Below are 26,610 nucleotides of genomic sequence, written 5' to 3'. Positions count from 1 at the left end.
ATGGTGGGATGACGCGCAAGCCTCAATGCCGACCATGCACGGCGGCAGTTTCTGGAAAAATGCCAAGATGTGTCGGCGCCGCAACTGACGGCGCAAAACGACCTGGCCGGCTGCATCAACGCCGTGTACTTGAAAGACCGACTTTGCGATATCCAGACCGATCGTCGAAATTGACTGCATAGGCTGCTCCTCCGAATCGTGGAGCCTCAATCGGCACCCACTCCTTGGCGCTCTCGCGCCGGTGGAGGAGCCGTCCACAGCATCAACAGCAGAAAACCCATGACCAAAGCAGTTCAAGCCCAGAACGTGGGTTCGTGTGGTTCAAGATGCGGCCCGATCCTAATCGGAGCTATTCGCGCTGCCAGACCTGTGCGGTCTTCGACCTCGATGGCCAAACCGCATAGTGTGGCAGCGCCTTTAGCAGCCAAAAACCGGCCGTTTGTCAGACCTGTAACAAAGCGGTTGACCGGCTCACGCCAATCCATGCCCACGACCGAGTTGTAGTCTCCGGTCATGCCCACGTCAGTGATGTAAGCTGAGCGGTTAGGCAGGATACGATGATCTGCACTGGGAGTGTGAGTATGAGTGCCCGCAATCACGCTGACCTTACCGTCGCAGAAACGTCCCATCGCTTGTTTTTCCCCCGTCGCTTCGCAATGAAAATCAAGCACGGTCGCATCAACTTCATAGCTTAATCGATAGAGGTCCAAGGTTCGACAGATGGCGCCGAAAGGGTCATCCACCGGCTCCATGAACAGCCGCCCCAATGCGTTAATGACGAGAACATGCTTTCCATTTGCGGTGTCAACCTTGACGAAGCCGGCCCCCGGCGTATTGGGCAAGTAGTTGATGGGCCGTACAAGACGATGGTCCCGCGCTGCCAGTTCGAGTGCCTCCTTGCGGTTCCAAGAATGGTTTCCGAGTGTCACAACGTCAGCGCCAGCGTCTCTGATGGCTCGATACGTCTCGAACGTGATGCCGAACCCTTGCTCTGCGGAGTTCTCACCGTTCACCACCGTTAGATCGATGCTCCAGCGCGACCTCAGGCTTGGAAGCATTTCAGATAGGACGGTGACTCCTGATGTACCTACGACATCGCCGATAAACAGTATTCGCATATTCAAGTCTCCAGAAAGGGTAACCCGATGGGCTTTCGTACTTATCAAGCAACCGGGCGAAAACCTGTTCCGAGTAAGAATGGGTTTTCCGCCAAGATGTTCGACGGCGATTAACCTCTAAACTTTTGACTATCCCTCCCTACCCATGCAACCAATCGATTGACCGGACAGTTGGACCTGGGGAGCGCGCGTCATTCGAGAGTCTGCTTCATTAGAAGCCGACCTCTCGACGACTGGGCCAGATGCACAAGAACGCATCGCAGGAAAAACTGATCGGTTTTGGAATTGCATTAGCGACATCGAACTTCGATGCACCCACAGCTAGCTTCATGCCTAGCGCACTCAATCTGAGTTGGCTATTGCTGCTGTTAAGCGAAATTGGTCACAAAACAGGTCCCCGCCGTGGCGGCCATGCTTCGCAAGCAACTCCATCCCCGTCGCGATCGTGGTGCTTCCAATAACCGGGCTCCCCCCGTCTCGCAGGTGCCAAGCCGACCAAACGGGCAAAATCACAGTTCGGGGCCGACGCGATATGTCTGAGCGTTGTCGCGACCGGCCAGGGGCTCGAACCCAGGTCCCAAACGACCGCAACGGTAACCGCAAAGGCGAGGGTTGCGGTCACTGCCCTTACAACCCGGCGCAGCTTAATAGCGCGATCATGGCGCGCCGATACCGCACGGAAACGACGCTGTAAGTCACGCAACCGCCGGTCAGGACCTGGGCCGGGACGAACGGGATTGGGGTTAGGAAGGTGCGGCATGGGCTGACGTTAATGACCGGGAGAGCTTCAGTCTGCTCCTTATCGAGAACTGCCGCTTCTTGGCGTCGACGAGGACGGCGCCAAGCTCGAAGCCGAGCACGACTACACCGCCGACATCCGCGCGCTCGATGTCCGCGACATCGGACTCGATGAAGTGCTCAATGTGCCCGAACCGATCTGGGTCGACAAGGCCGAGACGGCACGGCGCATCCGCGGCCGGATCGAGAAAATTCTCGACTGGGCCACGGTGCACAACTTCCGCACGGGCGATAACCCCGCGCGGTGGCACGGCCGCCTTGAGCACGCGCTGCCGAGCCACGCCGGTCGCAGGATCGCGCACTTCCGCACCCTGCCCTACCGCGATGTGCCGAAGTTCATGCGCGCGTTGCGCATGCAGGACGGTGTCGCCGCGCGGGCTTTGGAGTTCACCATCCTCACGGTGGTGCGCACCAGCTCGATCATCGGCATTGCCGAGCGTGACGACTCGCCACCCCTGATGTGGGACCACATCGATCTCGATAAACGGGAGTGGTACCTCGGCCGCACCAAGACCATTGATGACGGGTTTCTGATCCCGTTGTCGGATGCGGCCATGGCGGTGCTTCGCGAGATGCATCGCATCACGGGAGGCAAGGGTCTCGTGTTTCCCGGTGGCACCCGCACCGAGGAGCTGGAGCGCTTACCGATGAGCAACGGCGCGATGGCGAGCGTGCTGCGTCGCATGAAGGTCGACGGCACACCTCACGCCATCACCCGCGCCACGTTCGAGACGTGGAGCGATGAGGTGTCGACCGCGGAAGACAAGGTGATCGACGCGGTCATGACTCACGGCGCCAAAACGAAGCTCAAGGCGGCTTACAGCCGCGGCCAGCTCTACGACAAGCGCCGGGCGCTGATGGAGGCGTGGGCCACGTTCCTGATGTCGGCGCCGCCCGCGCTGAAGGTGGTGGCGTAAATCACAGCTGATCTCAAGTGAAGCGTGTTAACCCTCTCAATGGCGAGTTATGGTAGTGTGCCGTTGCGGGGGAGAAAATGGTCGTGGCGCAAAGGTCGGTTGACGTTGATCCGGAGGACGGATTGATCGTGGGTGAGGTCGGCCCTTGGGCTTCCGAGAAACACGAGCGGCTCCGGAAGTACATTGATGCGTCTGGCGGCGCGCGGGCCAAATTCTTGCCGCCGAGGGGGGCTGGCGCATCCTACATTGAACTCTACTCCGGTGCAGGCCGCTCGCTGAACAGAAACAACAACCAGATCATCGATGGAAGCGCCCTTGTAGCCTACAAGGCCGCCTCCGCGAGCCTCGCCCGCTTCTCCGAACTGCACTTTTCCGATCTGGACCAACGCAACAGTGAGGCGCTCGCCCAACGCATCAAGGCATTAGGCGGAGCTGCGAAGAGCTATGTAGGGCCGGCCGATACGACCGTCGATAAGGTGCTTGCGGCGATCGACCCCCACGGGCTGCACCTTGCCTTTCTTGATCCCTTCGGGCTCGGTTCGCTGCCATTTTCGATCATCGAGAAAATGCTGCAGGTGCAGCGCATGGATATGATTATCCACGTCAGCCTCTCAGACCTCCAGCGCAACCTCGACCTTTACAGCCGGATCGGAGAGACGCTGGATAGTTTTGCCCCCGGTTGGCGCGAAGCGGTCGATACCAAACAATCGATGAAGGCGCTGCGAGCGGGGTTAATCGAATATTGGCTTGGTCTGATACGATCGTTGGGGACACATCCTTCGACCGGCATTCCTCTGGTGGTTGGCTCGAAAAACCAGCCTCTCTATTGGCTTGTATTCGTCAGTTCAAACCCGCTCGGGCACAAGCTCTGGAATGACGTGCAGAACCTGTCGGGCCAAGGATCGTTATTCGACTAGGAGAACAGTTCATGGCCGAAACCTCGATCGAGTGGACCGACGCAACTTGGAATCCAGTTGCCGGATGCAGTGTGGTGTCGCCCGGCTGCACCAATTGCTACGCCATGCGCATGGCGGCCCGTCTCGACGCAATCGGCATGCAGAAATACCGTGGCTTGACCCGAAAGAGCGGTCGTCGTGCGGTATGGACCGGTAAAATCCATCTCGACGAGACGGCCCTCACCATCCCGACACGATGGCGGAAGCCAAGGCGCATCTTCGTCAATTCCATGTCGGATATGTTTCATGAAGGAGTGCCAGCCGCCTTTGCCGCGAAAGTCTGGTCGGTGATGGCAAGTACCCCGCAGCATACCTATCAAATTCTGACCAAGCGCCCTGACCTTATGGCGAAGGTTACCTCTTCATTTCCGCTCTTGGAAAATGTCTGGCTCGGCACCAGCGTCGAGAGCGGAGAATATCTGGATCGGATCAACCAGCTTCGCGAAGTGCGGGCCGCTGTGAGGTTCATCTCATTTGAGCCACTGCTGGGCTCAGTCGCCGAGGCCGATCTGACCGACATCCATTGGGTCATCGTCGGCGGCGAGAGCGGCCCGCGCGCCCGGCCGATGATGAGACAGTGGGTCGATGAAATCGAAACGCTCTGTCGCGAAGCCAGAGCCGCCTTTTTCTTCAAACAATGGGGCGGAGTGCGAAAAAAGAAGACCGGCCGAATGTACCGGGATCAAACCTTTGACGAGATGCCGCGCCGGTCTCCAATCGCCTGAAGACGCGCCATTCGGCGGCCGCCGCTCGCTCCCTGCAAAATCAAGGACTTGGTTCGTTCTGAGTTAGACGGACACCGCAACCCGCTTTTGGCCTCTCACGGTACGGCCCGGACAAAAGTCGCTCTCTTTCCGTTCGTGTCATGTCCAGTCACATGCTCCCGGCAGAAATTCAAGAAGCCCTTGCGGCACAGGCACTTCTGATGTCGCGCCCTGTCAATTTCAGTCATCAATTTTGGGGGTGGTGGCGGAGAGAGTGGGATTCGAACCCACGGTACGGTTTCCCGCACACACGCTTTCCAAGCGTGCGCCTTAAGCCACTCGGCCATCTCTCCGGAGGCCCTCTCTTGAAGGGGTGTGACAATTTTTGCAAGGGGCGCTGCAGCGGTGACGCGAAATTTATCTAAGATATTGATATATATTAACAATTTTCCACACATACGGGACGCGGATGCCACCCGCCGTTGCCTCGCGGTGAACCGGAATCGACGGATCGCAGACGACTGATTTGGAAAACGCCGATCAGATTTTGGGGGGCAGACATGGCACGAAGGCATGCCATTGCGCTTGCGCTGACAATGGGCGCGACTGCCGTGCGTGCCGAGGGGCAAAGCTGCACCCGCCAGGAGATCGACGTCACCTGTGACGAGGAGGCGGCGCGGCATTTTCGAGGGTGATGCCATCCTCTGGCCGGACGGCACGCATTCGCGCGCGAGTCCGCATCAAAGCGTCATTATCGGCGGCAAGTCGTCAGTCGTGGTCGGCAAGGGCGTGTCTGTCGGCCAGGGCAAAGGCGCGGTGCCGCTCGACGATCCGAACGCGCCGAACAAGACGCGCTGCGCCGTCCTGGAGGGCATCTCTTACTGCTATCGAGCGGGTTGCCGTTCAGTGCCGCGCAATGCTGTGGGTGGCACGGCGCTGCCATAGCGCGGATCCCGCCTGTGTGGTGCCTTCGCTCTGGATGTCCTGCAGCGCACGAATGAAATCGGCAAACCAGTCCTGGATGGTGTGGCGCCTCAGCTTGTCCATCATTGCTTCATGGCGCATGCGCCGCTCGGCGAGCGGCATCGACAGTGCCATTGCCAGCACCCGCGCCATGCCGTCGATGTCATGCGGATTGACCAGGAGCGCGGTATCGAGCTCATTGGCCGCGCCGGCGAATTTCGACAGCACGAGCACACCTGGGTCGGCCGGATTTTGCGCCGCGACGTATTCCTTGGCGACGAGATTCATGCCGTCATGCAGCGGTGTCACCACGCCGACCTGCGCGGTGCGGTAGAGGCCGGCGAGCACCGCCTGGCCATAGCCCTTGTTGAGATAACGGATCGGCGTCCAGTCCACCTCGCCATGCCTGCCGTTGACATCGCTGACCAGCCGCGCCACCTCGCTCTGCAGATTGCCATAGGCCTCGATGCCGCCGCGCGACGGCGTGGCGATCTGCAACAACGACACACTGCGCACGAGCGACGGATGCATCGTCCACATCCGGTCGAAGGCGTGGATGCGGTTGACGAGTCCCTTGGAATAATCCAGCCGGTCGACGCCGATGGCAAGCCGCTCGCCGTTCAGGCTGCGGCGCAGCCGCGAGACGTCGGGATGCGAGACCGCTTTCGCAGCGGCGCTTGCGAACTTCTCTGCATCGATGCCGATTGGAAACACGGCAAGGCGCGTGCGGCCGTGCTGCGAAATCACCACACCATCATGCTGCACGACGAGCCCGAGCGCCTCGCGCACATAGCTCGCGAAGTTGTCGCAATCCAGCGCAGTCTGGAAGCCGATCAGGTCGAAGGCCAGCATCGCTTCCACCAGTTCATGGTGATGCGGCACACCTTCGATCACAGAACTGGTCGGCCAGGGCGTGTGCAGGAAGAAGCCGATCGGCTCGGTGACGCCGAGCTCGCGCAGCTCCGCGCCAAGCGCCAGAAAATGATAGTCCTGCACCCAGAACGCGGTGCCGGTCTTGCGAAAACGCAACAGCGCGCGCGCCATGAAGGCATTGACCTCGCGATAGGAGAGGTAATCGCCTTGCGATGTGCGGATCAGGTCGCTGCGCGAATGCAGCGCCGGCCACAGCGCGGAATTGGCGAAGCCTTCATAATAACCGCCGTAATGCGCGGCCGGCAGATCGAGCATCGCCAGCGCGCCAGAACCCAGCGCCTCGATTTCGGCAAACGGTTCCTTGTGGAACCCATCGCGCACACGGCCCGACGAACCGACCCAAATCGCGCCGGAATTCTCGACAACCGGCAACAATGCTGCCGCAAGTCCGCCGGTCATGGGCTCATTGGCCTTGCCGCGCGCAACACGATTCGAAACCACAACGAGATTCACGAGGAGTCTCCTCCTATTAGGCGACTTGTTTAACTGCCGTTCATCAATATGGTTCCTTTTAGCCTTTCAATGAATTGAAACCGAAATCGGGCCGCGCCGCGGAGGAACCCGGGCGGCGAAAAGAAAGAAATGGCTGATGCAGGAATAGCGCAGCAGAACCGCACAACATCGATGCAACATGATCAGCGCCGCGGCGCGCCTGTTGCATCGTCAAGCAGATGTGCAAGGAACTCGCGCACATCGCGCGGCGCATCGAAATGACCGTTGACGCCCTTGGCACGATGTCCAACCGAGAATGCAAGACCCTGCATTTCCGGCATGATTGCAAACACGGTCTCGTCGGTGACGTCATCGCCGATGAAGAGCGGGCGCCGTCCTGCGAACGGCGCATGCTGCATCAGAGCGCGCACGCCGATTGCCTTCGTGAAGCCGGCGGCCTTGATCTCGAACACGCATTTGCCGGGCAGGACCTCGACCGCAGCGGCCGGCATATCGGCGCGGATCAGTGCGATCGACGCCTCGATCGCATCCTTCGCGTGCGGCGCGAGGCGATAATGCAATGCCAGCGAGTAGCCCTTGTCTTCCAGCAGAATGCCCGGGCTGATTCGTGCGATCGCAGCGAGCCGCCGCTTCAGCTCCTTATCCAGCGACGGCGCAAATGGCGGGCCCGCCTCGCTCTCCGGATTGAGCCGCATCTCCGCACCGTGGCCGCCGACCGCGGGAAAACGCTCGGGCGCAAAGATCAGGTCAATGTCGTTGAGCGAGCGCCCGCTGACAAGCGCCAGCGCGCCCGAGGTCGCCGCCACCAGCCCGTTCAACGTTTTGGCGAGCCCGGGCGGCACCCAGACCTCGCGCGGCGTCGGCATCAGGTCGAGCAGCGTGCCGTCGATGTCAAGCAGGATTGCAGTTTCGCTCAGATGCGGCACCAGAGAATGCGGCACTGGCACCTGATCCGGAGGATCGTCGTCTTCTGTTGATCTGTCGCGCACGGGCATCTCGGCCAGGTTTTCTGCCATCTCATACTACTCCAAAACGGCGAGCGGCCGCGCGACCGCTTCCAGGGATTTTCGTTCTGCGGCGACACTGTGGCGAAAAGCGACCATCGCAGCCCCCATCATCAGCGCGGAGCCCAGCAGATAGCCGAGGAACACGCTGTGTCGCGAGCCGGTGTCAATCAGCATGCCGAACAGCGCCGGGCCCGCCACGCCGCCGATGGCCGTGCCGATCGCATAAAACAGCGCAATCGCCAGCGCGCGCACCTCGAGTGGAAACGTCTCACTGACGGTCAGGTAGGCGGCACTCGCCGCGGGCGACGCAAAGAAGAAGATCACCATCCATGCAATCGTCTGTCCTTGAGCGCTCAAGGCGCCAATCGAAAACAGGTAGCCCGAGACCGCGAGCAGGATACCCGATACGCCATAGGTCGTGGTGATCATGATGCGCCGGCCCACCGTGTCGAACAGCCGCCCAAGCAGCAGCGGGCCCAGGAAGTTGCCCGCGGCGAAAGGCAGGATGTACCAGCCGACATGATCGGCGCGAATGCCGTAGAAATCCGTCAGCACCAGCGCGAAGGTGAAGAAGATGGCGTTGTAGAAGAACGCCTGCGCAGCCATCAGAACAAGACCCACCAGCGCCCGCTTGCGATAGGTGAAGAACAGCGTATGCACCACCTCGCCTAGCGGGGTATGATCGCGCATCCGCAAGCGGATCGTGGCAAATTCGGGCGCAGCCGGTTTCTGCGTATGCCCAAGCACCTCACGCTCGATGTCGGCGACGATCGCGCTAGCCTGCTCGGGATGGCCATGGATCATCAACCAGCGCGGGCTTTCCGGAATCCACCGGCGCATCACCAGCACGATCAAGCCGAGCGAGGCGCCAATCAGAAAGGCGAGCCGCCAGCCGAGATCGGGATCAATGATTGCGGGATCGAGCAGCAGGATTGCGCTTCCCGCGCCGAGCGCAGCGCCAATCCAGAAGCTCCCGTTGATGACGAGATCGGTCCAGCCGCGATAGCGCGCGGGCACCAGTTCCTGGATGGTGGAGTTGATCGCGGTATATTCGCCGCCGATGCCGGCACCGGTCAGGAAGCGAAACAGCGCGAATGTCCCGAGATTCCACGACAGCGCCGTTGCCGCGGTCGCGGTCAGATAAAGCGCGAGCGTGATGAAGAACAATTTGCGCCGCCCGATGCGGTCGGTGAGCCAGCCGAAGCCGAGCGCGCCGACCACGGCTCCTGCGAGATAGACGCTGTTGGCGATGCCGATGTCGAGATTGGAGAAATGCAGCACCGGACTTTGCTTCAACGCGCCGGACAGAGCGCCGGCCAGCGTCACCTCCAGCCCGTCGAGGATCCAGGTGATGCCGAGCGCCAGCACCACGCGGGTGTGAAAGCGGCTCCAGGTCAGATGGTCGAGCCGGGCGGGAATGTCGGTCTCGATGACGCGGTCGTCGGCCGCTTGCGCGACGGCACGAGGTGATGCGCCATAGTTGACAGCCGGACTGTGCTGCAAGTCCATTGCATGAGACCAATGCGAAGAAGATTTCGAAGGTGCGACGCCCCAACGCTCATGCGCGACCAGAGTGAGGCTGAGCCAGCCCGACAACGCCGCAAGCGCTTTGTTGGTTCCACCTGGAACCGTTGCCCTCTTCGTCGATTTGACGGAAAAGTCACGGAGTTTGGCGATGGCAAAACAGCGCAAGAAAGCGCCACACAGGGTAGCAAGCAAGACGGCGCGCAAGACACCGACGTCACAACGGCGGACGTCGCGCAAGCGAGCGTCCGCCCGCCGCAGCCCGGCACGACGCGCGCCGGCAAAGCACGCATCAAAAGGCTGGTCGCAGCGTGTCACAAGGGAAAGCGACGCGCTTGATCTCAAAGGCGGCGTGTTCACGCAGACCAGCGCCAAGAAGATCGCAGCGTCCCTTAAGCGCTCAGCCGAAGCGAGCCGCCGCCGCAAATCCGGCGCCTACCGCTCGGCGCTGTCGATGCTGACCTTCTACATCAACCGCGCCGGCCGAAATTTGCCCAAGAGCCGGAAAGATCGCCTGCAGCGCGCCAAGGCGGAGCTGAAGCATCTGTTCGGGCGTAAGTAGCTTTCGCCGGGACGACGACGGAGATCGGCGCTACAGCGCCCCCTTCACGCCGCCCTGATATTTGCCATGAAGCGATCGAGCTCCGCGCGCAGGCGAGTGCTTTCGCCGGAGAGTGATTTCGCGGAATTCAATACCTGCTCGGAGGCCGAGCCGGTTTCAGTCGCGCCGCGGTTGACCTTGATGACGTTGGCGGCGGCATCTTGTGTGCCGGCAGCGACGCCCTGCACGTTGCGGGCGATCTCTTGCGTCGCCGCGCCCTGCTGCTCGACGGCGCCGGCGATGGTCGAGGCGATGGTCGAGATCTGACCAATGGTCGCGCCGATCTCCTTGATGGCAGCGACCGACTCTTCGGTCGCCTGCTGCATGCCGGCAATGTGGCTGGAAATCTCGTCGGTCGCCTTCGCGGTCTGGCTCGCCAGCGATTTCACCTCCGAGGCCACCACGGCAAAGCCGCGGCCGGCATCGCCCGCGCGCGCCGCTTCGATGGTGGCGTTGAGCGCGAGCAGATTGGTCTGCTCGGCAATCGCAGTGATCAGCTTGACCACGTCGCCGATCTCCTGTGCGGCGCGCGACAATTTGCCGATGCGCCCGTCGGTCTCCTGCGCCTGCACCACGGCGGCTTCCGCGATCTTGTTGGACTCTCGCACGCGACGGCCGATCTCGCCGACGGAGGTCGAAAGCTGTTCGGTCGCGGAGGCGACCGACTGAATGTTGGTGGCGGCTTCTTCGGAAGCGCCGGCAACCTGGCTCGAAAGGCCTTGCGTTGTTTCGGCGGTCCGCGTCAAGAGCCCCGCAGCCTGTTCCAGCTGGCCTGCCGACGACGACACGTTCGACACGATCGAGCCGACGGCGGCCTCGAACTCGTCGGCAAAGCGGATCAGCTCGGTGCGGCGCGCCGTGCTCGCAGCCTTGCTTTGGGCCTCGTTGGCGGCCGCGTCGCGCTCGGCCTTGGCGATCGCCTGCAGCTTGAATTCCTCGACTGCCGCCGCCATGTCGCCGAGCTCGTCCTTGCGGCCGAGGCCGGGCAACACGACGTCGAAATTACCGGCAGCCAACTCGCGCATCGCCTGGCACATCTTGATCATCGGCATCGAGATGCCGCGTCCGAGCAACAGCGCCAGCATGCCGCCGAGCAAAAAGCCCCCGGTGGCGAGCGTGACGATGAGCCGTTCGGTCTGGCCGACAATGTCGTTGCTCTCAGCTTCCAGCCGCTGCTGGTCGGAGACGAGATCCGCCTTCCTGGCGCTCGCACCCTGCATGATCGCGCCCGCCGAGCCAGACATCTCGGTGACGAGTTCGTCGACCGTCTTGGAGTTCTCGACCAGCTTTGCCAGCGCCTCGCGATAGGCGCTGAGCAGCCCCTTGGCCTCCTTGAGGCCCGCGTTGATCTTTTCCTTGTCGGTCGCGGCTACCGCATGGAGTGAGTTTTCGACGAATTTCAGCCGAGCCAGCGCGCTGTTGGCGACCGCCTGGTCGGCATTGACGACGAAATTATTGGCGAGCGCGCTGGCAGCCTGCAGCTGGGTGGTGACCTGCTTGATGCCGAGCTCGACGGCAGCCTGCTCCTCTTCGGCGGCAGTGCTTGCGATGTCGTCGAGCTTGTAGCGCAGCATGTTGGCGTTGCGCGTCAGCTGGTTCTGGATAAGGTCGGCGCTCTCGCGCTTGGTCTTGAGGATGTCGGCAAAGGTGCCGGAGAAATTCTTGAACTCGGCGGAGAGCTTGTTCAGCCCCTGGCGCCGCGCGTCCTTGGTCGCCGAGCTCAGCGCCTTTTCGATCGCCGCATTCAGATTGGCTTCCGCCGCCTGCGCCGCTTTGCCGTCATCTTCCTTGCCGGTGATGACATAATATCTCACCAGCGAACGATAGGAGATCAGCTCGCGGTCGATGTTGCGGGCGAGATCGGCTTCCGACACGCTCTCTCGATAGGCGGCGACCGCCGTCGAAACCCGCTCGAAACCGAGATAGGCGATGCCGAGGCTGATGGTCGAGATCGCCAGCACCACGGCAAAGCCCAACAGGACCTTGCCGCGGAATCTGAGGGTGAACAATGTTGCGCCGCGAGCCCCCGAAGTCCCAGACATCCCTACCTCACGCGTACTTATTGGTTCTTGCCAGCCACCGGGGCGCGAGACGCGCGCCGATTCCGCGCAAAATTAGGACACAATTGATAATTGCCGGTAAATGGAAACCACAACCCCTCGCCTTGAACCGCCATGAGATCATGTTCTTTATCTGTTCTTTCTCGAAGTACGGGCGTCTGCAACCGGCACGGCCGCTGGTGGGATGGGACGGATCCGGGGTTGCGGAGGTTCTGGCGGACAGAGGTGCCCTGTGTCCATGCGCCTCATACGGGCGCCAAGTTCGTGCTGATACGTTCCGCGTCGTCGTCCCGCCGGGGTCCAGGCCGTTTTCTACCCTGCCGTCGTCTTGGCGAACGCCAGGATCCACGTCGCCGAATCCATCAATAACGATAACTCCGAGACGGCGTCCTTCGCGAGAACGACGGCCTGTGGTTGTGGGTCTTGGCCTTCGCCAGGGCGACGGCGGCGGCACCTTACTTCCCAAGCGCTCATCCTTCCCCGCGAGGCAAGAAGCGAATCCCCCGCCCAGCCGCGTGACCTTTCCATGACCCGCGCGACTAAAATCCCAGTTGCAAACCCGCAAGCCCCTGTTTCTAATTGGTCCAATTAAAATTCCATTCGGGAGGCTCGACGTGTCGACAGTCAAACTCACAGTCAACGGCAAGGCGGTTTCGGTCGATTGCGAGGACCGCACGCTCTTGGTGCATCTCTTGCGCGATCATCTGAACCTGACCGGGACACATGTCGGCTGCGATACCAGCCAGTGCGGGGCCTGCGTCGTGCACATCGACGGCCGCGCGGTGAAGTCGTGCACGACCTTGGCGGCGCAAGCCGAAGGCGCGCAGGTCACCACCATCGAAGGCATCGCCAAGGGCGACCAGTTGCATCCGATGCAGGCTGCCTTCCGCGACAATCACGGCCTGCAATGCGGCTTCTGCACCCCCGGCATGATCATGACGTCGATCGACATGGTGCATCGCTATGGCGGCAAGCTCGATGAAGAGACAGTCCGCCATGAGCTGGAAGGCAATATCTGCCGCTGCACCGGCTATCACAACATCGTCAAGGCGGTGCTGGACGCAGCCGACCGCATGAAGGTTGCGCAAGCAGCAGAATAGCCGTCGGTTCGAACGCTGATCGAGATCAATCGGCCCTGCTTCGAGGGAGGCGGTGGCTAAAAGAAACTCCGGAAGGGAGGAATTGATATGGGTATGGAAGGCATCGGCGCCCGTGTGGTGCGCAAAGAGGACAAGCGCTTCATCACCGGCAAGGGCCGGTACGTTGACGACGTCAAGCTTGTGGGCCTGACCCACGCACATTTCATCCGCAGCCCGCATGCGCATGCCAAGGTCAAGAGCATCGACGCATCGGAGGCACTGAAGATGCCCGGCGTGCTCGCGGTCCTGAACGGCAAGGAGCTGGTCGAGGACAAGGTCGGCAATCTCATTTGCGGCTGGGCCATCACCTCCAAGGACGGCTCACCCATGAAGATGGGCGCCTGGCCCGCGATGGCGCCGGAGACGGTGCGCTTTGTCGGACAAGCCGTCGCGGTCGTGATCGCCGAGAGCAAGAATTTGGCGCGTGATGCCGCGGAAGCCGTGGTGATCGAGTACGAGGAACTCCCCTCGGCGCCCGACATCCACGCCGCGATCAAGCACGGCGCGCCGCAGCTGCATCCCGAAGCACCCGGCAATATCGTCTATGATTGGGTGCTGGGCGATGAGAACGCGGTGAAGGATGCCTTTGCCAAGGCGACGAATGTCGTCACGCTCGACCTCGTCAACAACCGCCTGGTGCCAAATGCGATGGAGCCGCGCGCAGCGGTCGCCGACTACGACGCTGCCGAAGAGCATTTCACGCTCTACACGACCTCGCAAAACCCGCATGTCGCGCGCCTCGTGCTGTCGGCGTTCTACAACATCGCGCCCGAGCACAAGCTGCGCGTGATCGCGCCCGACGTCGGCGGCGGTTTCGGCTCCAAGATCTATATCTACCCCGAGGAAATGGTCTGCCTCTGGGCCTCGAAGAAGGTCGGCCGCCCGATCAAGTGGACTGGCGACCGCTCGGAATCCTTCCTCACCGACGCCCATGGCCGCGACCATGTGACCAAGGCGCAGATGGCCTTTGACAAGGACAACAAGATCCTGGGCCTCAAGGTCACGACTCACGCCAATTTCGGCGCCTATATGTCGCTGTTTTCGTCCGCGGTGCCGACCTATCTCTACGCAACGCTGCTGTCGGGGCAATACATCATCCCCGCCATCCATTGCGAGGTGATCGGGGTCTACACCAACACCACGCCGGTCGATGCCTATCGCGGCGCGGGCCGGCCCGAAGCCAGCTATCTCATCGAGCGAATGATGGAAACCGCCGCGCGGCAGCTCAAGGTCGATCCAGCCGATCTGCGCGAGAAGAATTTCATCCGGCAGTTCCCATATCAGACGCCGGTGATCATGGCCTACGACACTGGTGATTTCATTGCCTCGCTCGATGCGGCCAAGACGGCGATCGACTACGCCGGCTTCCCCGCCCGCAAGGCGAAAGCCAAGTCCGAGGGCAAGCTGCGTGGCATCGGCGTGTCCTGCTACATCGAGGCCTGCGGCATCGCGCCTTCCAAGGCGGTTGGCAGCCTGGGCGCCGGCGTTGGTCTGTGGGAATCGGCGGAAGTGCGGGTCAATCCGGTCGGCACCATCGAGATCCTCACGGGCTCGCACAGCCATGGACAGGGCCATGAGACCACCTTCTGCCAGCTGGTTGCCGACCGGCTCGGCATCGGCATCGACCAGGTCTCGATCGTCCATGGCGACACCGACAAGGTGCAGTTCGGCATGGGCACCTACGGCTCGCGCTCCGCGGCCGTCGGTCTCACCGCCATCCTGAAAGCGATGGAGAAGGTGGAATCGAAGGCGAGGAAGATCGCTGCGCACGCGCTGGAGGCCGCCGAAGGCGACATCGTCATCGAGAATGGCGAGTTCAAGGTCGCCGGCACCGACAAGAAGATCGCGCTGCCGATGGTGGCGCTCGCGGCCTATACTGCGCACAATCTGCCCGACGGAATGGAGCCGGGGTTGAAGGAGACCGCCTTCTACGACCCCACCAACTTTACCTTCCCGGCGGGCGCCTATATCTGCGAGCTTGAGGTCGACCCGGCGACGGGGAAGACCAGCTTCGTCAACTTCGTGGCGGCTGATGATTTCGGGCGGCTGATCAACCCGATGATCGTCGAGGGACAGGTGCATGGCGGGCTCGCGCAGGGCATCGGCCAGGCACTGCTCGAAGGCGCGGTCTATGACGGCAACGGCCAGCTGGTAACGGCCTCCTTCATGGACTACACCATGCCGCGCGCCGACGATTTGCCGTCGTTCAAGCTCTCCCACACCACGACGCTATGCCCGGGCAACCCCTTGGGCATCAAGGGCTGTGGCGAGGCCGGCGCGATCGGCGCATCTGCCGCCGTAATCAATGCCATCACGGACGCCATCGGCAACAACAAGCTGGAAATGCCTGCTACCCCCGACCGCGTCTGGCACGCGATCCACGGCAAGGCCGCTTAAGGCAAAGGAGGACACAATGTACCAGACCACCTATCACCGCGCCTCCTCGGTCGACGAAGCAGCGAGCCTGTTCGCCAAAGGCACGGAGGCCAAATATCTCGCTGGCGGCCACACGCTGCTGCCCGTCATGAAGCAGCGGCTTGCCTCGCCCTCCGATGTGATCGACCTCGCGAAAATCAAGGAGCTCATCGGCATCGAGGTCTCCGCAGATGCCGTGACCATCAAGGCCGCGACGACGCATTATGATGTCGCCAACTCCGCCGACGTGAAAAAGGCGATCCCCGCGCTTGCGGATCTCGCCTCGCTGATCGGCGATCCAGCCGTGCGTCATCGCGGCACCATTGGCGGCTCGCTCGCCAACAACGATCCTGCGGCGGATTATCCTGCCGCCGTGCTGGCCCTGGGAGCCACCATCAAGACCAACAAGCGATCGATTGCAGCCGACAATTACTTCAAGGGGCTGTTTTCGACCGCACTCGAGGACGGCGAGATCATCACGGCGGTGTCGTTCCCGATCCCGGTCAAGGCGGGCTACGCCAAATTTCCGCATCCGGCCTCGCGCTTTGCGTTGACCGGTGTATTCGTCGCCAAGACGAAGTCAGGCGACATCCGCGCCGCCGCGACCGGTGCCTCGGAAAATGGCGTGATGCGGGTGGGCGCAATCGAAGCCGCGCTGAAAGCAAATTGGGCCGCAAGCGCGCTCGATAGTGTCAGCATTCCCGCAACCGGCCTGATCAGTGACATCCATGGCGCGGCCGATTACCGCGCGCATCTGATCAAGGTGATGGCGCAGCGCGCGGTGGCCGCGGCGGGCTGATAGCGACTAGACACAAGTAATGCAACACTGCGGCGCGCAAGCGATTGCGCGCCGCAGCGCATTCAGGCGAATGCAGCACACAAAAGTCGCTTGCGACACCAGGCCTAAGGCGAGACAATCCGTCGTGAAGCGCCGACCGCGCGAACAATAGCAAGAACGGAACAACAACGTGCTCGACAAATCCGCCTCGCAAGCTTCCGTACGTTCCTCTGGTCCGCTCGCCGGTTACCGCATCGTCGAATTCGCCGGTATCGGCCCGGGGCCATTCGCCTGCATGATGCTCGCTGACATGGGCGCAGAGGTGGTGACGCTGGATCGCGTCGGCGCGAAGAAGAACATCAAGTCGGTGGCGGGGCGCGGCCGCAAGATGGTCGAGCTTGATCTGAAGGACGCTAACGCCACTGCGCAGGTGCTCGACCTGCTCGCGGGAGCGGACGCGCTGATCGAAGGTTTTCGACCCGGCGTCATGGAACGGCTTGGTCTCGGGCCCGACGTCGTGCTCGCGCGCAACCCAAAGCTCGTCTACGGGCGCATGACCGGCTGGGGCCAGGACGGCCCGCTGGCGCAGGCCGCCGGCCATGACATCAACTACATCTCGTTGACCGGCGCGCTCGCTGCGATTGGTACGGCGGAGCGGCCGGTGCCGCCGCTCAACCTGGTCGGCGATTTCGGCGGCGGTGCGCTCTATCTCGTGGTCGGCGTACTTGCCGCGCTGCTTGAGGCGTCAAGATCCGGCAAGGGCCAGGTCGTCGATGCCGCGATGTGCGACGGCGCGGCCTCGCTGATGTCGATGTTCTTCGACATGGCGGCGATCGGTCGCTGGGGCGTTGGCCGGGAGCAGAATTTCCTCGACGGCGGCGCGCATTTCTATGGCGTCTATGAATGCTCCTGCGGCCATTTCATCTCGATCGGCTCGATCGAGCCGCAGTTCTACGCGCTGCTGCGTGAGCGCGCCGGGCTTTCGGATTCCGCCTTCGACGCGCAAATGGACCGCGAGGCGTGGCCGGTTCTCAAGGACAAGCTGACGCAGGTTATCAAGAGCAAGACGCGCGAGGATTGGTGCAGGATCATGGAAGGCACCGACATCTGCTTTGCGCCGGTGCTGACCATGGAGGAAGCGCCGAAGCATCCGCACATGGCCGCGCGGCAAACCTTCGTTGAGCGCCACGGCATCACCCAGCCCGCCCCCGCCCCTCGGTTCTCGCGCACGCCCTCGGCAATCCGCGAACCGGAGAAGGTGGAGATCGGCGAGTTGACGGAAGCGTGGAAGCGCTAGCCGTGGCTAGGCGTGCTCGACCTTCAGCACGCCGCGACGGATCTGGTCTTCCTCGATCGATTCGAACAGGGCCTTGAAATTACCCTCGCCGAAACCGTCGTCGCCCTTGCGCTGGATGAATTCGAAGAAGATCGGACCGATCGCATTCGCAGAGAATATCTGCAACAGTATCTTGGTCTGACCGCCGTCGACCACGCCTTCGCCGTCGATCAGGATGCCGTTGCCATGCAGACGCGCGACGTCCTCGCCATGCTTCGGCAGCCGCGCATCGATCTTCTCGAAATAGGTGTCGGGCGGGGAGGGCATAAAGGGCAGGCCGGAGGCGCGCAAACTCTCGACAGTCTTGTAGATGTCGCGGCAGCCACAGGCGATGTGCTGAATGCCCTCGCCGCGATAGGTCTTGAGATATTCCTCGATCTGCCCAGAATCGCCGGCATCCTCGTTGATCGGAATTCTGATCTTGCCGTCGGGGCTGGTCAGCGCGCGCGAGAACAGGCCCGAGGCGCGGCCCTCGATGTCGAAGAAGCGGATCTGGCGGAAGTTGAACAGCTTTTCGTAGAAGCCGGCCCAGACATCCATCCGCCCGCGATGCACATTGTGGGTGAGATGATCGAGATAGAACAAGCCTGCGCCGGCCGGCCTGGGATCGCGTGCGCCGAGCCATTCGTAGTCAGCATCAAAGGCCGAGCCCTTGGCGCCATAGCGATCAACGAAATAGAGCAGGCTGCCGCCGATGCCCTTGATGGCGGGAACGTCGAGCACCTTCTGCGCGGACGACGCCTCGGCCGGCTTCGCGCCAAGCGCAATAGCGCGATCATAGGCACGCTTGGCGTCAACGACCCGGAACGCCATCGACGGCGCGCAGGGGCCGTGTTCGGCGACGAAATTGAAGCCGTGGCTACCGGGCTCCTCGTTGACGAGATAATTGACGTCGCCCTGGCGGTAGACGGTGATCTTCTTGGTCCGGTGGCGCGCGACGGGGGCAAAGCCCATCAGCTTGAATAGCGCGTGCAGCGCCGCGCCGTCCGGATGGGCATATTCGACGAACTCGAAGCCGTCAGTGCCCATCGGATTATCGGCGCTGATCGTGGCCGGCGGCGCGTCATGCGGAAACGGACCCATGCGAATCTCCCTTGCGTTGTCAGGATATTCGCCCGCCGGCGGCGCAATTGGCGTGCAAATGAGCTGTAACTTTGCTAGATTTTGCACGATTTATGCAGAAAGCACGGATTTCATGCATGACTTCTCTTGATGCCTTCGACCTCAAGATCCTGGGCGCACTGCAGGACGATGGCCGGTTCACCAACCAGGAGCTTGCCGAGATCGCCGGGCTCTCGGCCTCGCAATGCTCACGGCGGCGCATGCGGCTGGAGGAGGAGAAGGTGATTTCGGGCTATCGCGCCGAACTCTCGTCTGAAGCGCTCGGGCTTGGGGTCATCGCCTTTATACAGATCACGCTCGCCACCCACTCGCCCGACAACGCCAGGCGGTTCCGCGAACTCGTCAACCGCATCGACGACATCCAGGAGGCCTATTCGCTCACCGGCGATGCCGACTATGTGATCAAGGCGGTGCTGCGCGACCTCAAGAGCCTGTCCGACATCGTCAACGACGTCCTGATGCCGCATCCGAGCGTCGCGCATGTGCGCTCGTCCATTGTACTCGACCGCCTCAAGGAGAGCGGGAAGCTGCCGCTGCGGGGCTAGAGCAATTCCGGTTCTGATTGAATCAGAACCAGAGCTCTAGATTCTTGTTTTGACGCGTTTTCTTCACGCGAACCGGTCCCCACTTCGCTCGAAAACACTCTAATGCAAGGCTGGCGCAATTCGAGGGAAATCCGCCATTCGCCTGGTGTGGGCGATCTGCGATCATCATTCGAAAGCCAATACCGGGAGCGAATCATGGCGCTGCAGCTGCGACCGAACTGCGAATATTGCGACAAGGACCTGCCGCCGAGCGCGCCGGACGCGCGCATCTGCTCTTACGAGTGTACGTTCTGCGCGGACTGCGTGGAGACCAAGCTCTTCAACGTCTGCCCCAACTGCGGCGGCAATTTTGCTCCGCGGCCGATCAGGCCGACGAATCCTTGGCGACCCGGCGTCTGCGCTGTCAATCAGCCGCCATCGGAGAAGCGCGTTCATCTCAAGTTCACGCTCGAGGAAGTCGCCGCGCATTCGATGCAGATCAGAAGTGTTCCGCCGCAGGAGCGGTGAACTTGATCTGGGCGTCATTCCGGGGCGGTCCGCAGGACCGAACCCGGAATCTCTAGGTTCCGGGTTCGATGCTAACGCATCGCCCCGGAACGACGGAGAGATTATTACCCTGCCGCCACAATGGTCCCCTCGACCTCGCCGAAGCCGACGCGATAGCCGTCGCCCTGGCACCAGCCGCGCATGACAAGCGAATCGCCGTCTTCCAGGAACGAGCGCTTGATGCCGCCCGGCAATTCCAACGGCTCGGTGCCGTTCCAGCTGATCTCGAGCAGGCTGCCGCGCTGGGTCTTCTCGGGACCCGAGATGGTGCCGGAGCCCAAGAGATCGCCGGCATTCATGGCGCAGCCGCTTGAGGCATGGTGCATCAATTGCTGCACCGACGACCAGTACATGTATTTGAAGTTGGTGCGCGCGATGCTCTGCGCCTCGTTCATCGCCCCCGCCCGCAAGCCAATTTCCAGCGTGAGGTCGTAATTGTTGGGCCGGGCCTGGCGCAGATAGGGCAGCGGCACCGGATCTTGCTCAGGGCCCTGCAGGCGGAACGGCTCCAGCGCCTCGCGCGTCACCACCCAGGGACTGATCGAGGTCGCAAAGGCCTTGGCCTGGAACGGCCCGAGCGGCACATATTCCCATTGCTGGATATCGCGCGCGCTCCAGTCGTTGAGCAACACAAAACCGAAGATCATCTCCTCGGCCCGGCTCTCGCTGATCATCTCGCCCATCGCCGAGGGCTGGCCGATGACGACGCCCATCTCGAGCTCGAAATCCAGCCGCTTGCACGGACCGAAGCTCGGCGCATCGACGTTCGGCGGCTTCAACTGCCCGCGCGGGCGGCGCACTTTGGTGCCGCTGACGACAACAGTCGAGGCGCGGCCGTTATAGCCAATCGGCATATGCAGCCAGTTCGGCTGCAGCGCGTTTTCCTTGCCGCGGAACATCACGCCGACATTGGTGGCGTGCTCCTTGGACGAATAGAAGTCAGTGTAGCCGGCGACCGTGAACGGCAGATGCAGCTTGACGTCCTTCATCGGCAGCAGCGCAAGCTTGCGCAACTCGTCATTGTCACGCAGTTCGGGGTGATCATGTCGCAGCAATTCGCTGATCCGCACCCGCGTACGGGTCCAGACGCTGGGCCCCAGCGCCATGAAGGCGTTAAGCGAAGTAGCCGCAAACACCGCGGGTTCGCAGACATCCAGCCGGCCTTCCTGGGCAAGCTCCCAGAGATCGAGCACATAGTCGCCGATCGCAATGCCGAGGCGCGGCGCGAGGCCGTTCGCCGAGAACACGCCATAGGGCAGGTTCTGGATCGGGAAGTCGGATGCAGGATCGACGGAAATGAATGAGCGGAGCTTTGGGTCGTTGGGGTTGAACAAGTGATTTCTCCGGTGTCGAGGTCGTCAGGCGGGGCTCGACCCGGCCATCCACGACTCTTGATGCTGCGCGACGTGGATACCCGGCACAAGTCGGGGTATGACGGAATGGCGCGAACGAACTACGGCTTGTTCGGATCGAACCGCTTCTCCAAACCCTTCCAGCAATCCGCGTAATCATCCTGCAGCGTTGCGGACTTCGCGGCGTATTCGGTCACGCGCTGCGCGTAGCGGGTCTCGAACATGAAGGCCATGGTGCCGGTCAGCTTCACCGGCTTGAGCTCGCCATTGCTAGCATGCTCGAACGCGTCGCGATCGGGGCCGTGCGGCAGCATGCAATTGTGCAGGCTCATGCCGCCCGGCACGAAGCCCTGCGGCTTCGCGTCATAGACGCCGTAGATCAGCCCCATGAACTCGCTCATGATGTTCATATGATACCAGGGCGGGCGGAACGTGTTCTCCGCGACCATCCAGCGCTCCGGGAAAATCACGAAGTCGATATTCGCGGTGCCCGCAGTTTCCGACGGCGAGGTCAGCACCGTGAAGATCGAGGGATCCGGATGGTCGAAACCGATCGCGCCGACCGGCGAGAAGGTACGCAGGTCGTATTTGTAGGGCGCGTAATTGCCATGCCAGGCGACCACGTCGATCGGCGAATGCGGCAGCGTTGTCTTGAACAGCGATCCGCCCCATTTCACATAGAGCTCGGTCGGCGCGTCCTTGTCTTCGTAAGCCGCTACCGGCGTCAGGAAGTCGCGCGCATTGGCCAGACAATTCGCACCGATCGGCCCGCGCTCCGGCAGGGTGAACGCGCCACCGTAATTTTCGCAGAGATAGCCGCGCGCGGGACCGGCCGGAATCTCGACGCGGAACTTCACGCCGCGCGGGATCACCGCGATCTCGCCGGGCTCGATATCGATGCGGCCAAACTCGGTGATGAAGCGCAAATTGCCCTGTTGCGCGACGAACATCATCTCACCGTCGGCATTGTAGAAATGCTGATCGACCATCGATTTGGTGATGATGTAGACATGCGCCGCCATGCCGGCCTGGGTGTTGGCATCGCCCGCCGTGGTCATGGTGTGGACGCCCTGCACGAAGGTCATCTCGTCCTGCGGGATCGGCGTCGGGTCCCAGCGCAGCTGCGCAATCGGCAGCTCGAATTCGTGGCAGGGCGCGCTGCGCCACAGGCCGGCATCGACCTTGGTGAAACGGCCGGAATGCTTCACCGATGGGCGGATACGGTAGAGCCAGGAGCGCTCATTGGTGCCGCGCGGCGCGGTGAAGGGCGAGCCGGAGAGCTGCTCGGCATAGAGCCCGTAAGCGCAGCGCTGCGGCGAGTTGCGCCCCATCGGCAGCGCACCGGGCAGCGACTCCGTCTCAAAGCTGTTGCCGAAGCCGGACATATAGCCCGGCGTGACGTGGACGGAAGCCTGCGTGATTTGCTCGCGCGAGGTGTTGATGTTCATGTCATCCTCCTTGCAGGGCGGCCCACATCTCGCGGTCGCGCTCGGCGGTCCAGATCACGGGATCGTCGATCCCAGAAGCCTCGTCGAACGCGCGCGAGACATTAAAGGGCAGGCAGTGTTCATAGATGGCAAAGCTCGCGAATTTCGGATCCATCACCTCGCGCGTCGCCGCCATCGTGTCCTTCAGGCTGCGGCCTTTCGCGACCGACAGCTCGGCCGCGCCATAGAGCGTGGCCACGAAGTCGCGGGTCATCGCGATCGCCTCGCGCGTGGTGGCGAGCCCCTTCAGCGCGTCGCCGCGACCGGGCGCGATCGCCTTGGGATTGAAGGCCCGGATTTCGTCCAGCGTCGCCGGCCATTCGCGCAAATGCGCGTCGCCGCAGTAGCAGGCGGAGTGGTATTCGATCAGGTCGCCGGAGCACATCACCTCCGCGTCCGGCACCCAGGCGACGATATCGCCTGAGGTGTGGCCGGCGCCAAGCTGCATCAGCCGCACCTCGCGTTTGCCGAGATAGATCGACATCTCGCCTTCGAAGGTCAGCGTCGGCCAGGTCAGACCGGGGATGCTCTGCGCGTCCTGGAACAGGCGGGGAAAGCGGCCATACTCGGAATCCCAATCCTGCTTGCCACGCTCCTCGACCAAGCGCCGCGTTTCTTCCGAAGCAACGATGGCTTGCGCCTGATAGGCCGAGGCACCGAGCACGCGCACGGCGTGGTAATGCGACAACACCACATATTTGATCGGCTTGTCGGTGACGGCGCGCACGCGCTCGATCACCTTGTTGGCCATCGCCGGCGTCGCCTGGGCGTCGAACACGAGGCAAGAATCATCGCCGACGATCACCGCTGTGTTCGGATCGCCTTCGGCGGTGAAAGCGTAGATATCAGAGCCGATGTCGGAGAAGGTAATCTTCTTCTCGGTGAGATCGGAGGTGGATGCGAAGCCTTTCGCCATCAAACTCGTTCCTTCGGTTCATTGTTGTTGCTGTTGCTGCTGTTGCTGCTGTTGTTGCGCATCGATCACGCGCCGCTTGGCGAGAGTAATCGCCTCGTGCAGCACCGCGATGTCGCCGATATGGTTGGCCAAGATCAGGACCAGCGCCGCGTCGAGATCCGCGCTTTGCGCATCGGAAAGTCCGCGATGCGCTTCGACAATGGCGCGGAACGCGTCATCGGGCTTCGCGAAATTGGAGCTGGTGGAGAGCGTCATGGCCAGACTCGATTCAATCCCGTAGCGCGCGACAGCGCCGCATCGAGCGCCGACCGCGTCGGATGGCGGAAGCGTGCGGCAACATAACCGTCAGGCCGCAGCAGATAGGCTGTGCCGGGCCCGGCGTCATAGCGCGCACTTGCGGATTGTTCCACATCGGCAAGCCCGCCCTCGCCGCCGATCCGGACCATGCCAATCGCCTTGGGCAGGTCGACGGTGCCGCCATTGCCGAATGCGAGACAAGTGAACCGCTTGCCCTGCTCGATGAACGCATCGGTGAGGTAACGCCCGTCGACCGGTGCGTCAAACATCGACGTCCCCGGCTGCGGCCCGCCGCGCCAGGTGTCGCAGTCAGGCGTCGATAGCGGCGACTCATAGACCGTCGGCACCGAGAGGCGGCCGCCATTGACCATGCGTTTGCCGAACTCGGTTTCTTTCGCCAGCGCCAGCACCGCCTTGCGCAGCCGCGCCTCCTGCGCCGTGTTGGGCGCCATGAAGTCGGTGGAGCGGGTGGATTCGCGGATGTTCTCATCTGCCGCCGCGCTGCGCTCGATGTGGTAGCTGTCGAGCAGGCTTTCCGGAGAGTCCTTGCGCAGGACGCGATCGAGTTTCCAGGCCAGGTTCTCCGCATCCTCCAGGCCCGAATTGGCGCCGCGCGCGCCGAACGGCGAGACCTGATGCGCGGAATCACCCGCAAAGATCACGCGGCCATGGATGAACTTGTCCATGCGCCGGCACTGGAATTTGTAAAGTGATATCCATTCGAACTCGAACTTGTCATGTCCGAGCATGCGCGCGATCCGCGGCCGCACATTCTCCGGCCGCTTCTCGGCGGCGGGATCGGCATCGGGCCGCAGCTGCAGGTCGATACGCCAGACATCGTCCGGCTGCTTGTGCAGCAGCGCCGAGCGTCCGGCATGGAACGGCGGATCGAACCAGAACCAGCGCTCGGTCGGAAATTCCGCGGTCATCTTCACGTCGGCGATCAGGAACTGGTCCTCGAACACTTGCCCTGCGAATTCCGCGCCGACCATTTGCCGCAGCGAGGAGCGCGCGCCGTCGCAGGCGATGACATAGGCGGCCAGCAGCCGGTAAGGCCCCTCCGGGGTCGCGATGTTCACGAGCACGCCGTCATTACGCAGCTCGAGCGCCGTCACCTTGTTGCGCCAGCGCAAGGAGATCCCCGGTAATTGTTCGACCCGGTCGACGAGATAGGCCTCGGCGTAGAACTGCTGCAGGTTGATGAAAGCGGGCCGCTTGTGGCCCTGCTCCGGCAGCAGGTTGAACTGATAGAGCTCCGCAGGACCGTGGAAGATCCGCCCCACACTCCACACCACGCCCTTGTCGACCATGCGGTCGCCGACGCCGAGCCGGTCCCAATATTCCAGCGAGCGCTTGGAGAAGCAGATCGCGCGCGATCCCTCGCCGATCCGGTCGGCGTCGTCGAGCAGCACCACGTTCTGGCCGCGCTGCGCGAGATCGATGGCGAGCGACAAGCCCACCGGCCCGGCGCCGACAACGACCACCGGATGCTCGGCGATGTCAGAGGCCGCGCGATCCTGATCCGCATGGCGACGGTAGCCGAACTGGGTCTTCGCCCCGCTCTGGGTCGCAGCCTCGGTGCCTCCTTGCGCCATCCCCTTAAAACCTCCCTCGAGGGACAAATCGACCACTTGCAAAATGGTTTCACTTGCAACTATCTTATCCCAACGGATTTGGCCGTCAAGATCGGATCGGAGTTCACATTGGAGCGAACCTCGCAAAAGCGCCTCTCGCGGGAGGCCGGCATCGCTTCCGCCGGGGAAGGCGCCTCCAGAAGGGGCCGGCTCGACCTCTTCAAATTCGTACCCTTCCGCCTCAATCGCCTCGCCGCCGAGGTCAGCATGGCGCTGTCGAGCGAATACGAGGCGCGTTACGGGCTCGACATTCCGGAATGGCGCGTGTTGGCGACGCTCGGCTTCCGCAAGGAGGCATGCAGCGCGCAATACATCGCGCAATGCACCCGCACTCACAAATCCACCATCAGCCGCGCGGTGACTACGCTGTTGGAGCGCGAGCTGATCGAGCGCGTCGCCAATACCGACGACCGCCGCGAGTTCCGCCTGCGCATGACGCGCAAGGGCAAGGCGCTCTATGACGAGCTGGTCCCGCGCCTGTTGCGGCGGGAACAGGAAATCCTTGCCTGCCTTTCGGCGCAGGAGCGCAGGATGCTTGGGCAACTGCTTGGCAAGATCGAGCAGAGCCTCGATCTGATCCAGACCAGCGAAGAGGCCGACGCGAAGGACGCGTATTGAGGCAATGTCATAGCGGCCTCGTTCCGGGCGTCATCATTGCGAATGGACGACGGCATTCTGATTTAGTTGTCGAATAGCCAGTCATTCACTTCGCCATCATCTCATTCCGCTGTCATCGCCCGGCTTGATGTTCAGCCCGGGGACATGACCGACGGGTGTTCGGGGACATAGCCGACACTTTTTCCGCTCGCCAAGTCGATGATAGCGACTTGGTGTGCGGCAAAGAAGACCCCGTATTGCGCACCGTTTGCCAATGGGCGAATGGCAAGGCGCTCACCGCGGAAAGCCTGCGGGACTTTCCAAAGACGTCCCTTGAAGCTGACATAGGCTTTGGTCGTGGAGACACGGCGCACGATCTCGTGGCTGTCGTATTCGACCTTCGGCAATCGAT

General features: G+C 62.2%; 23 protein-coding genes, 1 tRNA gene and 3 pseudogenes. 12 read left to right on the top strand and 15 right to left on the bottom strand.

The annotated features are described in order from the left end of the window. The 3 genes and pseudogenes from A3AI_RS49130 to A3AI_RS46990 all read right to left on the bottom strand — a co-directional run. A pseudogene (locus tag A3AI_RS49130) lies at positions 1–180 on the bottom strand (IS110 family transposase); the annotation flags it as partial. A gap of 113 nt (positions 181–293) precedes the next feature. Continuing rightward, positions 294–1,118: a TIGR00282 family metallophosphoesterase gene (locus tag A3AI_RS0140380; protein ID WP_024520922.1), complete on the bottom strand. Its 825-nt coding sequence runs from the start codon at positions 1,116–1,118 to the stop codon at positions 294–296. 382 nt (positions 1,119–1,500) lie between these two features. Beyond that, a complete protein-coding gene (locus A3AI_RS46990) occupies positions 1,501–1,878 on the bottom strand; it encodes an excalibur calcium-binding domain-containing protein (protein ID WP_084801215.1) in 378 nt (125 codons plus the stop codon). Between the two features lie 49 nt (positions 1,879–1,927). On the opposite strand from A3AI_RS46990, the gene A3AI_RS0140375 reads away from it, so the two are divergent. From A3AI_RS0140375 to A3AI_RS0140365, 3 genes are all read left to right on the top strand, one after another. Next, positions 1,928–2,833, top strand: a complete 906-nt coding sequence (locus tag A3AI_RS0140375; protein ID WP_502685792.1) for a tyrosine-type recombinase/integrase — start codon at positions 1,928–1,930, stop codon at positions 2,831–2,833. A gap of 77 nt (positions 2,834–2,910) precedes the next feature. After that, positions 2,911–3,750 carry a three-Cys-motif partner protein TcmP gene (locus A3AI_RS0140370; protein ID WP_024520920.1) on the top strand — a complete coding sequence of 280 codons (840 nt, stop codon included), beginning with the start codon at positions 2,911–2,913 and terminating at the stop codon, positions 3,748–3,750. Between the two features lie 11 nt (positions 3,751–3,761). Then, complete coding sequence (locus A3AI_RS0140365) at positions 3,762–4,514, top strand: DUF5131 family protein (RefSeq protein WP_024520919.1); 753 nt, start codon at positions 3,762–3,764, stop codon at positions 4,512–4,514. 242 nt (positions 4,515–4,756) lie between these two features. Here the strand turns inward: A3AI_RS0140365 and A3AI_RS0140360 are convergent. Beyond that, positions 4,757–4,846, bottom strand: a tRNA-Ser gene (locus A3AI_RS0140360). Positions 4,847–5,053: 207 nt separating this feature from the next. Between A3AI_RS0140360 and A3AI_RS44655 the strand changes: the two are divergent. Continuing rightward, a pseudogene (locus tag A3AI_RS44655) lies at positions 5,054–5,438 on the top strand (hypothetical protein). Here the strand turns inward: A3AI_RS44655 and A3AI_RS0140350 are convergent. From A3AI_RS0140350 to A3AI_RS0140340, 3 genes are all read right to left on the bottom strand, one after another. After that, positions 5,397–6,842: a trehalose-6-phosphate synthase gene (locus tag A3AI_RS0140350; RefSeq protein ID WP_024520918.1), complete on the bottom strand. Its 1,446-nt coding sequence runs from the start codon at positions 6,840–6,842 to the stop codon at positions 5,397–5,399. The pseudogene A3AI_RS44655 and the gene A3AI_RS0140350 sit on opposite strands and share 42 nt — an antisense overlap. Positions 6,843–7,024: 182 nt before the next feature. Next, on the bottom strand, positions 7,025–7,858 hold the full coding sequence (gene otsB, locus A3AI_RS0140345) for a trehalose-phosphatase (RefSeq protein ID WP_024520917.1): 834 nt from the start codon (positions 7,856–7,858) through the stop codon (positions 7,025–7,027). 6 nt (positions 7,859–7,864) lie between these two features. Beyond that, positions 7,865–9,358 (bottom strand): MFS transporter, encoded by a 1,494-nt coding sequence (locus A3AI_RS0140340; protein WP_024520916.1) that lies wholly within the window; start codon positions 9,356–9,358, stop codon positions 7,865–7,867. A gap of 166 nt (positions 9,359–9,524) precedes the next feature. Between A3AI_RS0140340 and A3AI_RS0140335 the strand changes: the two genes are divergently transcribed. Then, positions 9,525–9,935, top strand: a complete 411-nt coding sequence (locus A3AI_RS0140335; protein WP_024520915.1) for a DUF3175 domain-containing protein — start codon at positions 9,525–9,527, stop codon at positions 9,933–9,935. A gap of 44 nt (positions 9,936–9,979) precedes the next feature. On the opposite strand, the gene A3AI_RS0140330 is transcribed toward A3AI_RS0140335, so the two are convergent. Continuing rightward, the gene (locus tag A3AI_RS0140330; RefSeq protein ID WP_024520914.1) at positions 9,980–12,016 is read right to left on the bottom strand and encodes a methyl-accepting chemotaxis protein; all 2,037 of its coding nucleotides are present in this window, start codon (positions 12,014–12,016) and stop codon (positions 9,980–9,982) included. A 632-nt stretch (positions 12,017–12,648) separates the two neighbouring features. On the opposite strand from A3AI_RS0140330, the gene A3AI_RS0140320 reads away from it, so the two are divergent. The 4 genes from A3AI_RS0140320 (at position 12,649) to A3AI_RS0140305 (ending at position 17,663) form a co-directional block, all read left to right on the top strand. After that, on the top strand, positions 12,649–13,134 hold the full coding sequence (locus tag A3AI_RS0140320; RefSeq protein ID WP_024520912.1) for a (2Fe-2S)-binding protein: 486 nt from the start codon (positions 12,649–12,651) through the stop codon (positions 13,132–13,134). An 87-nt stretch (positions 13,135–13,221) separates the two neighbouring features. Continuing rightward, positions 13,222–15,570, top strand: coding sequence for a xanthine dehydrogenase family protein molybdopterin-binding subunit (locus tag A3AI_RS0140315; RefSeq protein ID WP_024520911.1), 2,349 nt, complete (start codon positions 13,222–13,224; stop codon positions 15,568–15,570). Positions 15,571–15,586: 16 nt separating this feature from the next. Then, positions 15,587–16,387 (top strand): FAD binding domain-containing protein, encoded by an 801-nt coding sequence (locus tag A3AI_RS0140310; protein WP_024520910.1) that lies wholly within the window; start codon positions 15,587–15,589, stop codon positions 16,385–16,387. Positions 16,388–16,556: 169 nt separating this feature from the next. Then, positions 16,557–17,663: a CaiB/BaiF CoA transferase family protein gene (locus tag A3AI_RS0140305; RefSeq protein ID WP_024520909.1), complete on the top strand. Its 1,107-nt coding sequence runs from the start codon at positions 16,557–16,559 to the stop codon at positions 17,661–17,663. Positions 17,664–17,669: 6 nt separating this feature from the next. On the opposite strand, the gene hppD is transcribed toward A3AI_RS0140305, so the two are convergent. Continuing rightward, positions 17,670–18,785 (bottom strand): 4-hydroxyphenylpyruvate dioxygenase, encoded by a 1,116-nt coding sequence (gene hppD, locus A3AI_RS0140300; RefSeq protein WP_024520908.1) that lies wholly within the window; start codon positions 18,783–18,785, stop codon positions 17,670–17,672. Positions 18,786–18,901: 116 nt separating this feature from the next. Between hppD and A3AI_RS0140295 the strand changes: the two genes are divergently transcribed. Together A3AI_RS0140295 and A3AI_RS0140290 are read left to right on the top strand one after the other, a co-directional pair. Beyond that, on the top strand, positions 18,902–19,369 hold the full coding sequence (locus A3AI_RS0140295) for an Lrp/AsnC family transcriptional regulator (protein ID WP_024520907.1): 468 nt from the start codon (positions 18,902–18,904) through the stop codon (positions 19,367–19,369). A gap of 195 nt (positions 19,370–19,564) precedes the next feature. Then, positions 19,565–19,876: a DUF1272 domain-containing protein gene (locus tag A3AI_RS0140290; protein ID WP_024520906.1), complete on the top strand. Its 312-nt coding sequence runs from the start codon at positions 19,565–19,567 to the stop codon at positions 19,874–19,876. Between the two features lie 104 nt (positions 19,877–19,980). Here the strand turns inward: A3AI_RS0140290 and fahA are convergent, their stop codons facing one another. From fahA to A3AI_RS0140265, 5 genes are all read right to left on the bottom strand, one after another. Continuing rightward, a complete protein-coding gene (gene fahA, locus A3AI_RS0140285) occupies positions 19,981–21,249 on the bottom strand; it encodes a fumarylacetoacetase (RefSeq protein ID WP_024520905.1) in 1,269 nt (422 codons plus the stop codon). Positions 21,250–21,368: 119 nt separating this feature from the next. Then, entirely contained in the window at positions 21,369–22,715 is a 1,347-nt protein-coding gene (gene hmgA, locus A3AI_RS0140280; RefSeq protein ID WP_024520904.1) for a homogentisate 1,2-dioxygenase, read from the bottom strand. 1 nt (position 22,716) lies between these two features. Continuing rightward, positions 22,717–23,670 (bottom strand): MBL fold metallo-hydrolase, encoded by a 954-nt coding sequence (locus A3AI_RS0140275; RefSeq protein ID WP_024520903.1) that lies wholly within the window; start codon positions 23,668–23,670, stop codon positions 22,717–22,719. A gap of 18 nt (positions 23,671–23,688) precedes the next feature. Further along, positions 23,689–23,925 carry a DUF2783 domain-containing protein gene (locus A3AI_RS0140270; protein WP_024520902.1) on the bottom strand — a complete coding sequence of 79 codons (237 nt, stop codon included), beginning with the start codon at positions 23,923–23,925 and terminating at the stop codon, positions 23,689–23,691. Further along, complete coding sequence (locus A3AI_RS0140265) at positions 23,922–25,562, bottom strand: FAD-dependent oxidoreductase (protein WP_024520901.1); 1,641 nt, start codon at positions 25,560–25,562, stop codon at positions 23,922–23,924. Before A3AI_RS0140265 ends, A3AI_RS0140270 begins: the two co-directional genes overlap by 4 nt. Positions 25,563–25,670: 108 nt before the next feature. On the opposite strand from A3AI_RS0140265, the gene A3AI_RS48535 reads away from it, so the two are divergent. Further along, positions 25,671–26,219: a MarR family transcriptional regulator gene (locus A3AI_RS48535; protein ID WP_024520900.1), complete on the top strand. Its 549-nt coding sequence runs from the start codon at positions 25,671–25,673 to the stop codon at positions 26,217–26,219. A gap of 131 nt (positions 26,220–26,350) precedes the next feature. Here the strand turns inward: A3AI_RS48535 and A3AI_RS44650 are convergent. Further along, a pseudogene (locus A3AI_RS44650) lies at positions 26,351–26,610 on the bottom strand (IS481 family transposase); the annotation flags it as partial.

This window comes from Bradyrhizobium sp. Tv2a-2, from assembly GCF_000472425.1.
Lineage (GTDB): Bacteria > Pseudomonadota > Alphaproteobacteria > Rhizobiales > Xanthobacteraceae > Bradyrhizobium.
This window is presented reverse-complemented; position numbering and strand designations above follow the sequence as displayed.

Bases quoted from the DNA above. Each gene is read 5' to 3' on its own strand.
- A3AI_RS0140380 (WP_024520922.1), bottom strand. From the start codon at position 1,118: ATGCGAATACTGTTTATCGGCGATGTCGTAGGTACATCAGGAGTCACC.
- A3AI_RS46990 (WP_084801215.1), bottom strand. From the start codon at position 1,878: ATGCCGCACCTTCCTAACCCCAATCCCGTTCGTCCCGGCCCAGGTCCT.
- A3AI_RS0140370 (WP_024520920.1), top strand. From the start codon at position 2,911: ATGGTCGTGGCGCAAAGGTCGGTTGACGTTGATCCGGAGGACGGATTG.
- A3AI_RS0140365 (WP_024520919.1), top strand. From the start codon at position 3,762: ATGGCCGAAACCTCGATCGAGTGGACCGACGCAACTTGGAATCCAGTT.
- otsB (WP_024520917.1), bottom strand. From the start codon at position 7,858: ATGGCAGAAAACCTGGCCGAGATGCCCGTGCGCGACAGATCAACAGAA.
- A3AI_RS0140340 (WP_024520916.1), bottom strand. From the start codon at position 9,358: ATGGACTTGCAGCACAGTCCGGCTGTCAACTATGGCGCATCACCTCGT.
- A3AI_RS0140335 (WP_024520915.1), top strand. From the start codon at position 9,525: ATGGCAAAACAGCGCAAGAAAGCGCCACACAGGGTAGCAAGCAAGACG.
- A3AI_RS0140330 (WP_024520914.1), bottom strand. From the start codon at position 12,016: ATGTCTGGGACTTCGGGGGCTCGCGGCGCAACATTGTTCACCCTCAGA.
- A3AI_RS0140315 (WP_024520911.1), top strand. From the start codon at position 13,222: ATGGGTATGGAAGGCATCGGCGCCCGTGTGGTGCGCAAAGAGGACAAG.
- A3AI_RS0140310 (WP_024520910.1), top strand. From the start codon at position 15,587: ATGTACCAGACCACCTATCACCGCGCCTCCTCGGTCGACGAAGCAGCG.
- hppD (WP_024520908.1), bottom strand. From the start codon at position 18,785: ATGGGTCCGTTTCCGCATGACGCGCCGCCGGCCACGATCAGCGCCGAT.
- A3AI_RS0140295 (WP_024520907.1), top strand. From the start codon at position 18,902: ATGACTTCTCTTGATGCCTTCGACCTCAAGATCCTGGGCGCACTGCAG.
- A3AI_RS0140290 (WP_024520906.1), top strand. From the start codon at position 19,565: ATGGCGCTGCAGCTGCGACCGAACTGCGAATATTGCGACAAGGACCTG.
- hmgA (WP_024520904.1), bottom strand. From the start codon at position 22,715: ATGAACATCAACACCTCGCGCGAGCAAATCACGCAGGCTTCCGTCCAC.
- A3AI_RS0140275 (WP_024520903.1), bottom strand. From the start codon at position 23,670: ATGGCGAAAGGCTTCGCATCCACCTCCGATCTCACCGAGAAGAAGATT.
- A3AI_RS0140270 (WP_024520902.1), bottom strand. From the start codon at position 23,925: ATGACGCTCTCCACCAGCTCCAATTTCGCGAAGCCCGATGACGCGTTC.
- A3AI_RS0140265 (WP_024520901.1), bottom strand. From the start codon at position 25,562: ATGGCGCAAGGAGGCACCGAGGCTGCGACCCAGAGCGGGGCGAAGACC.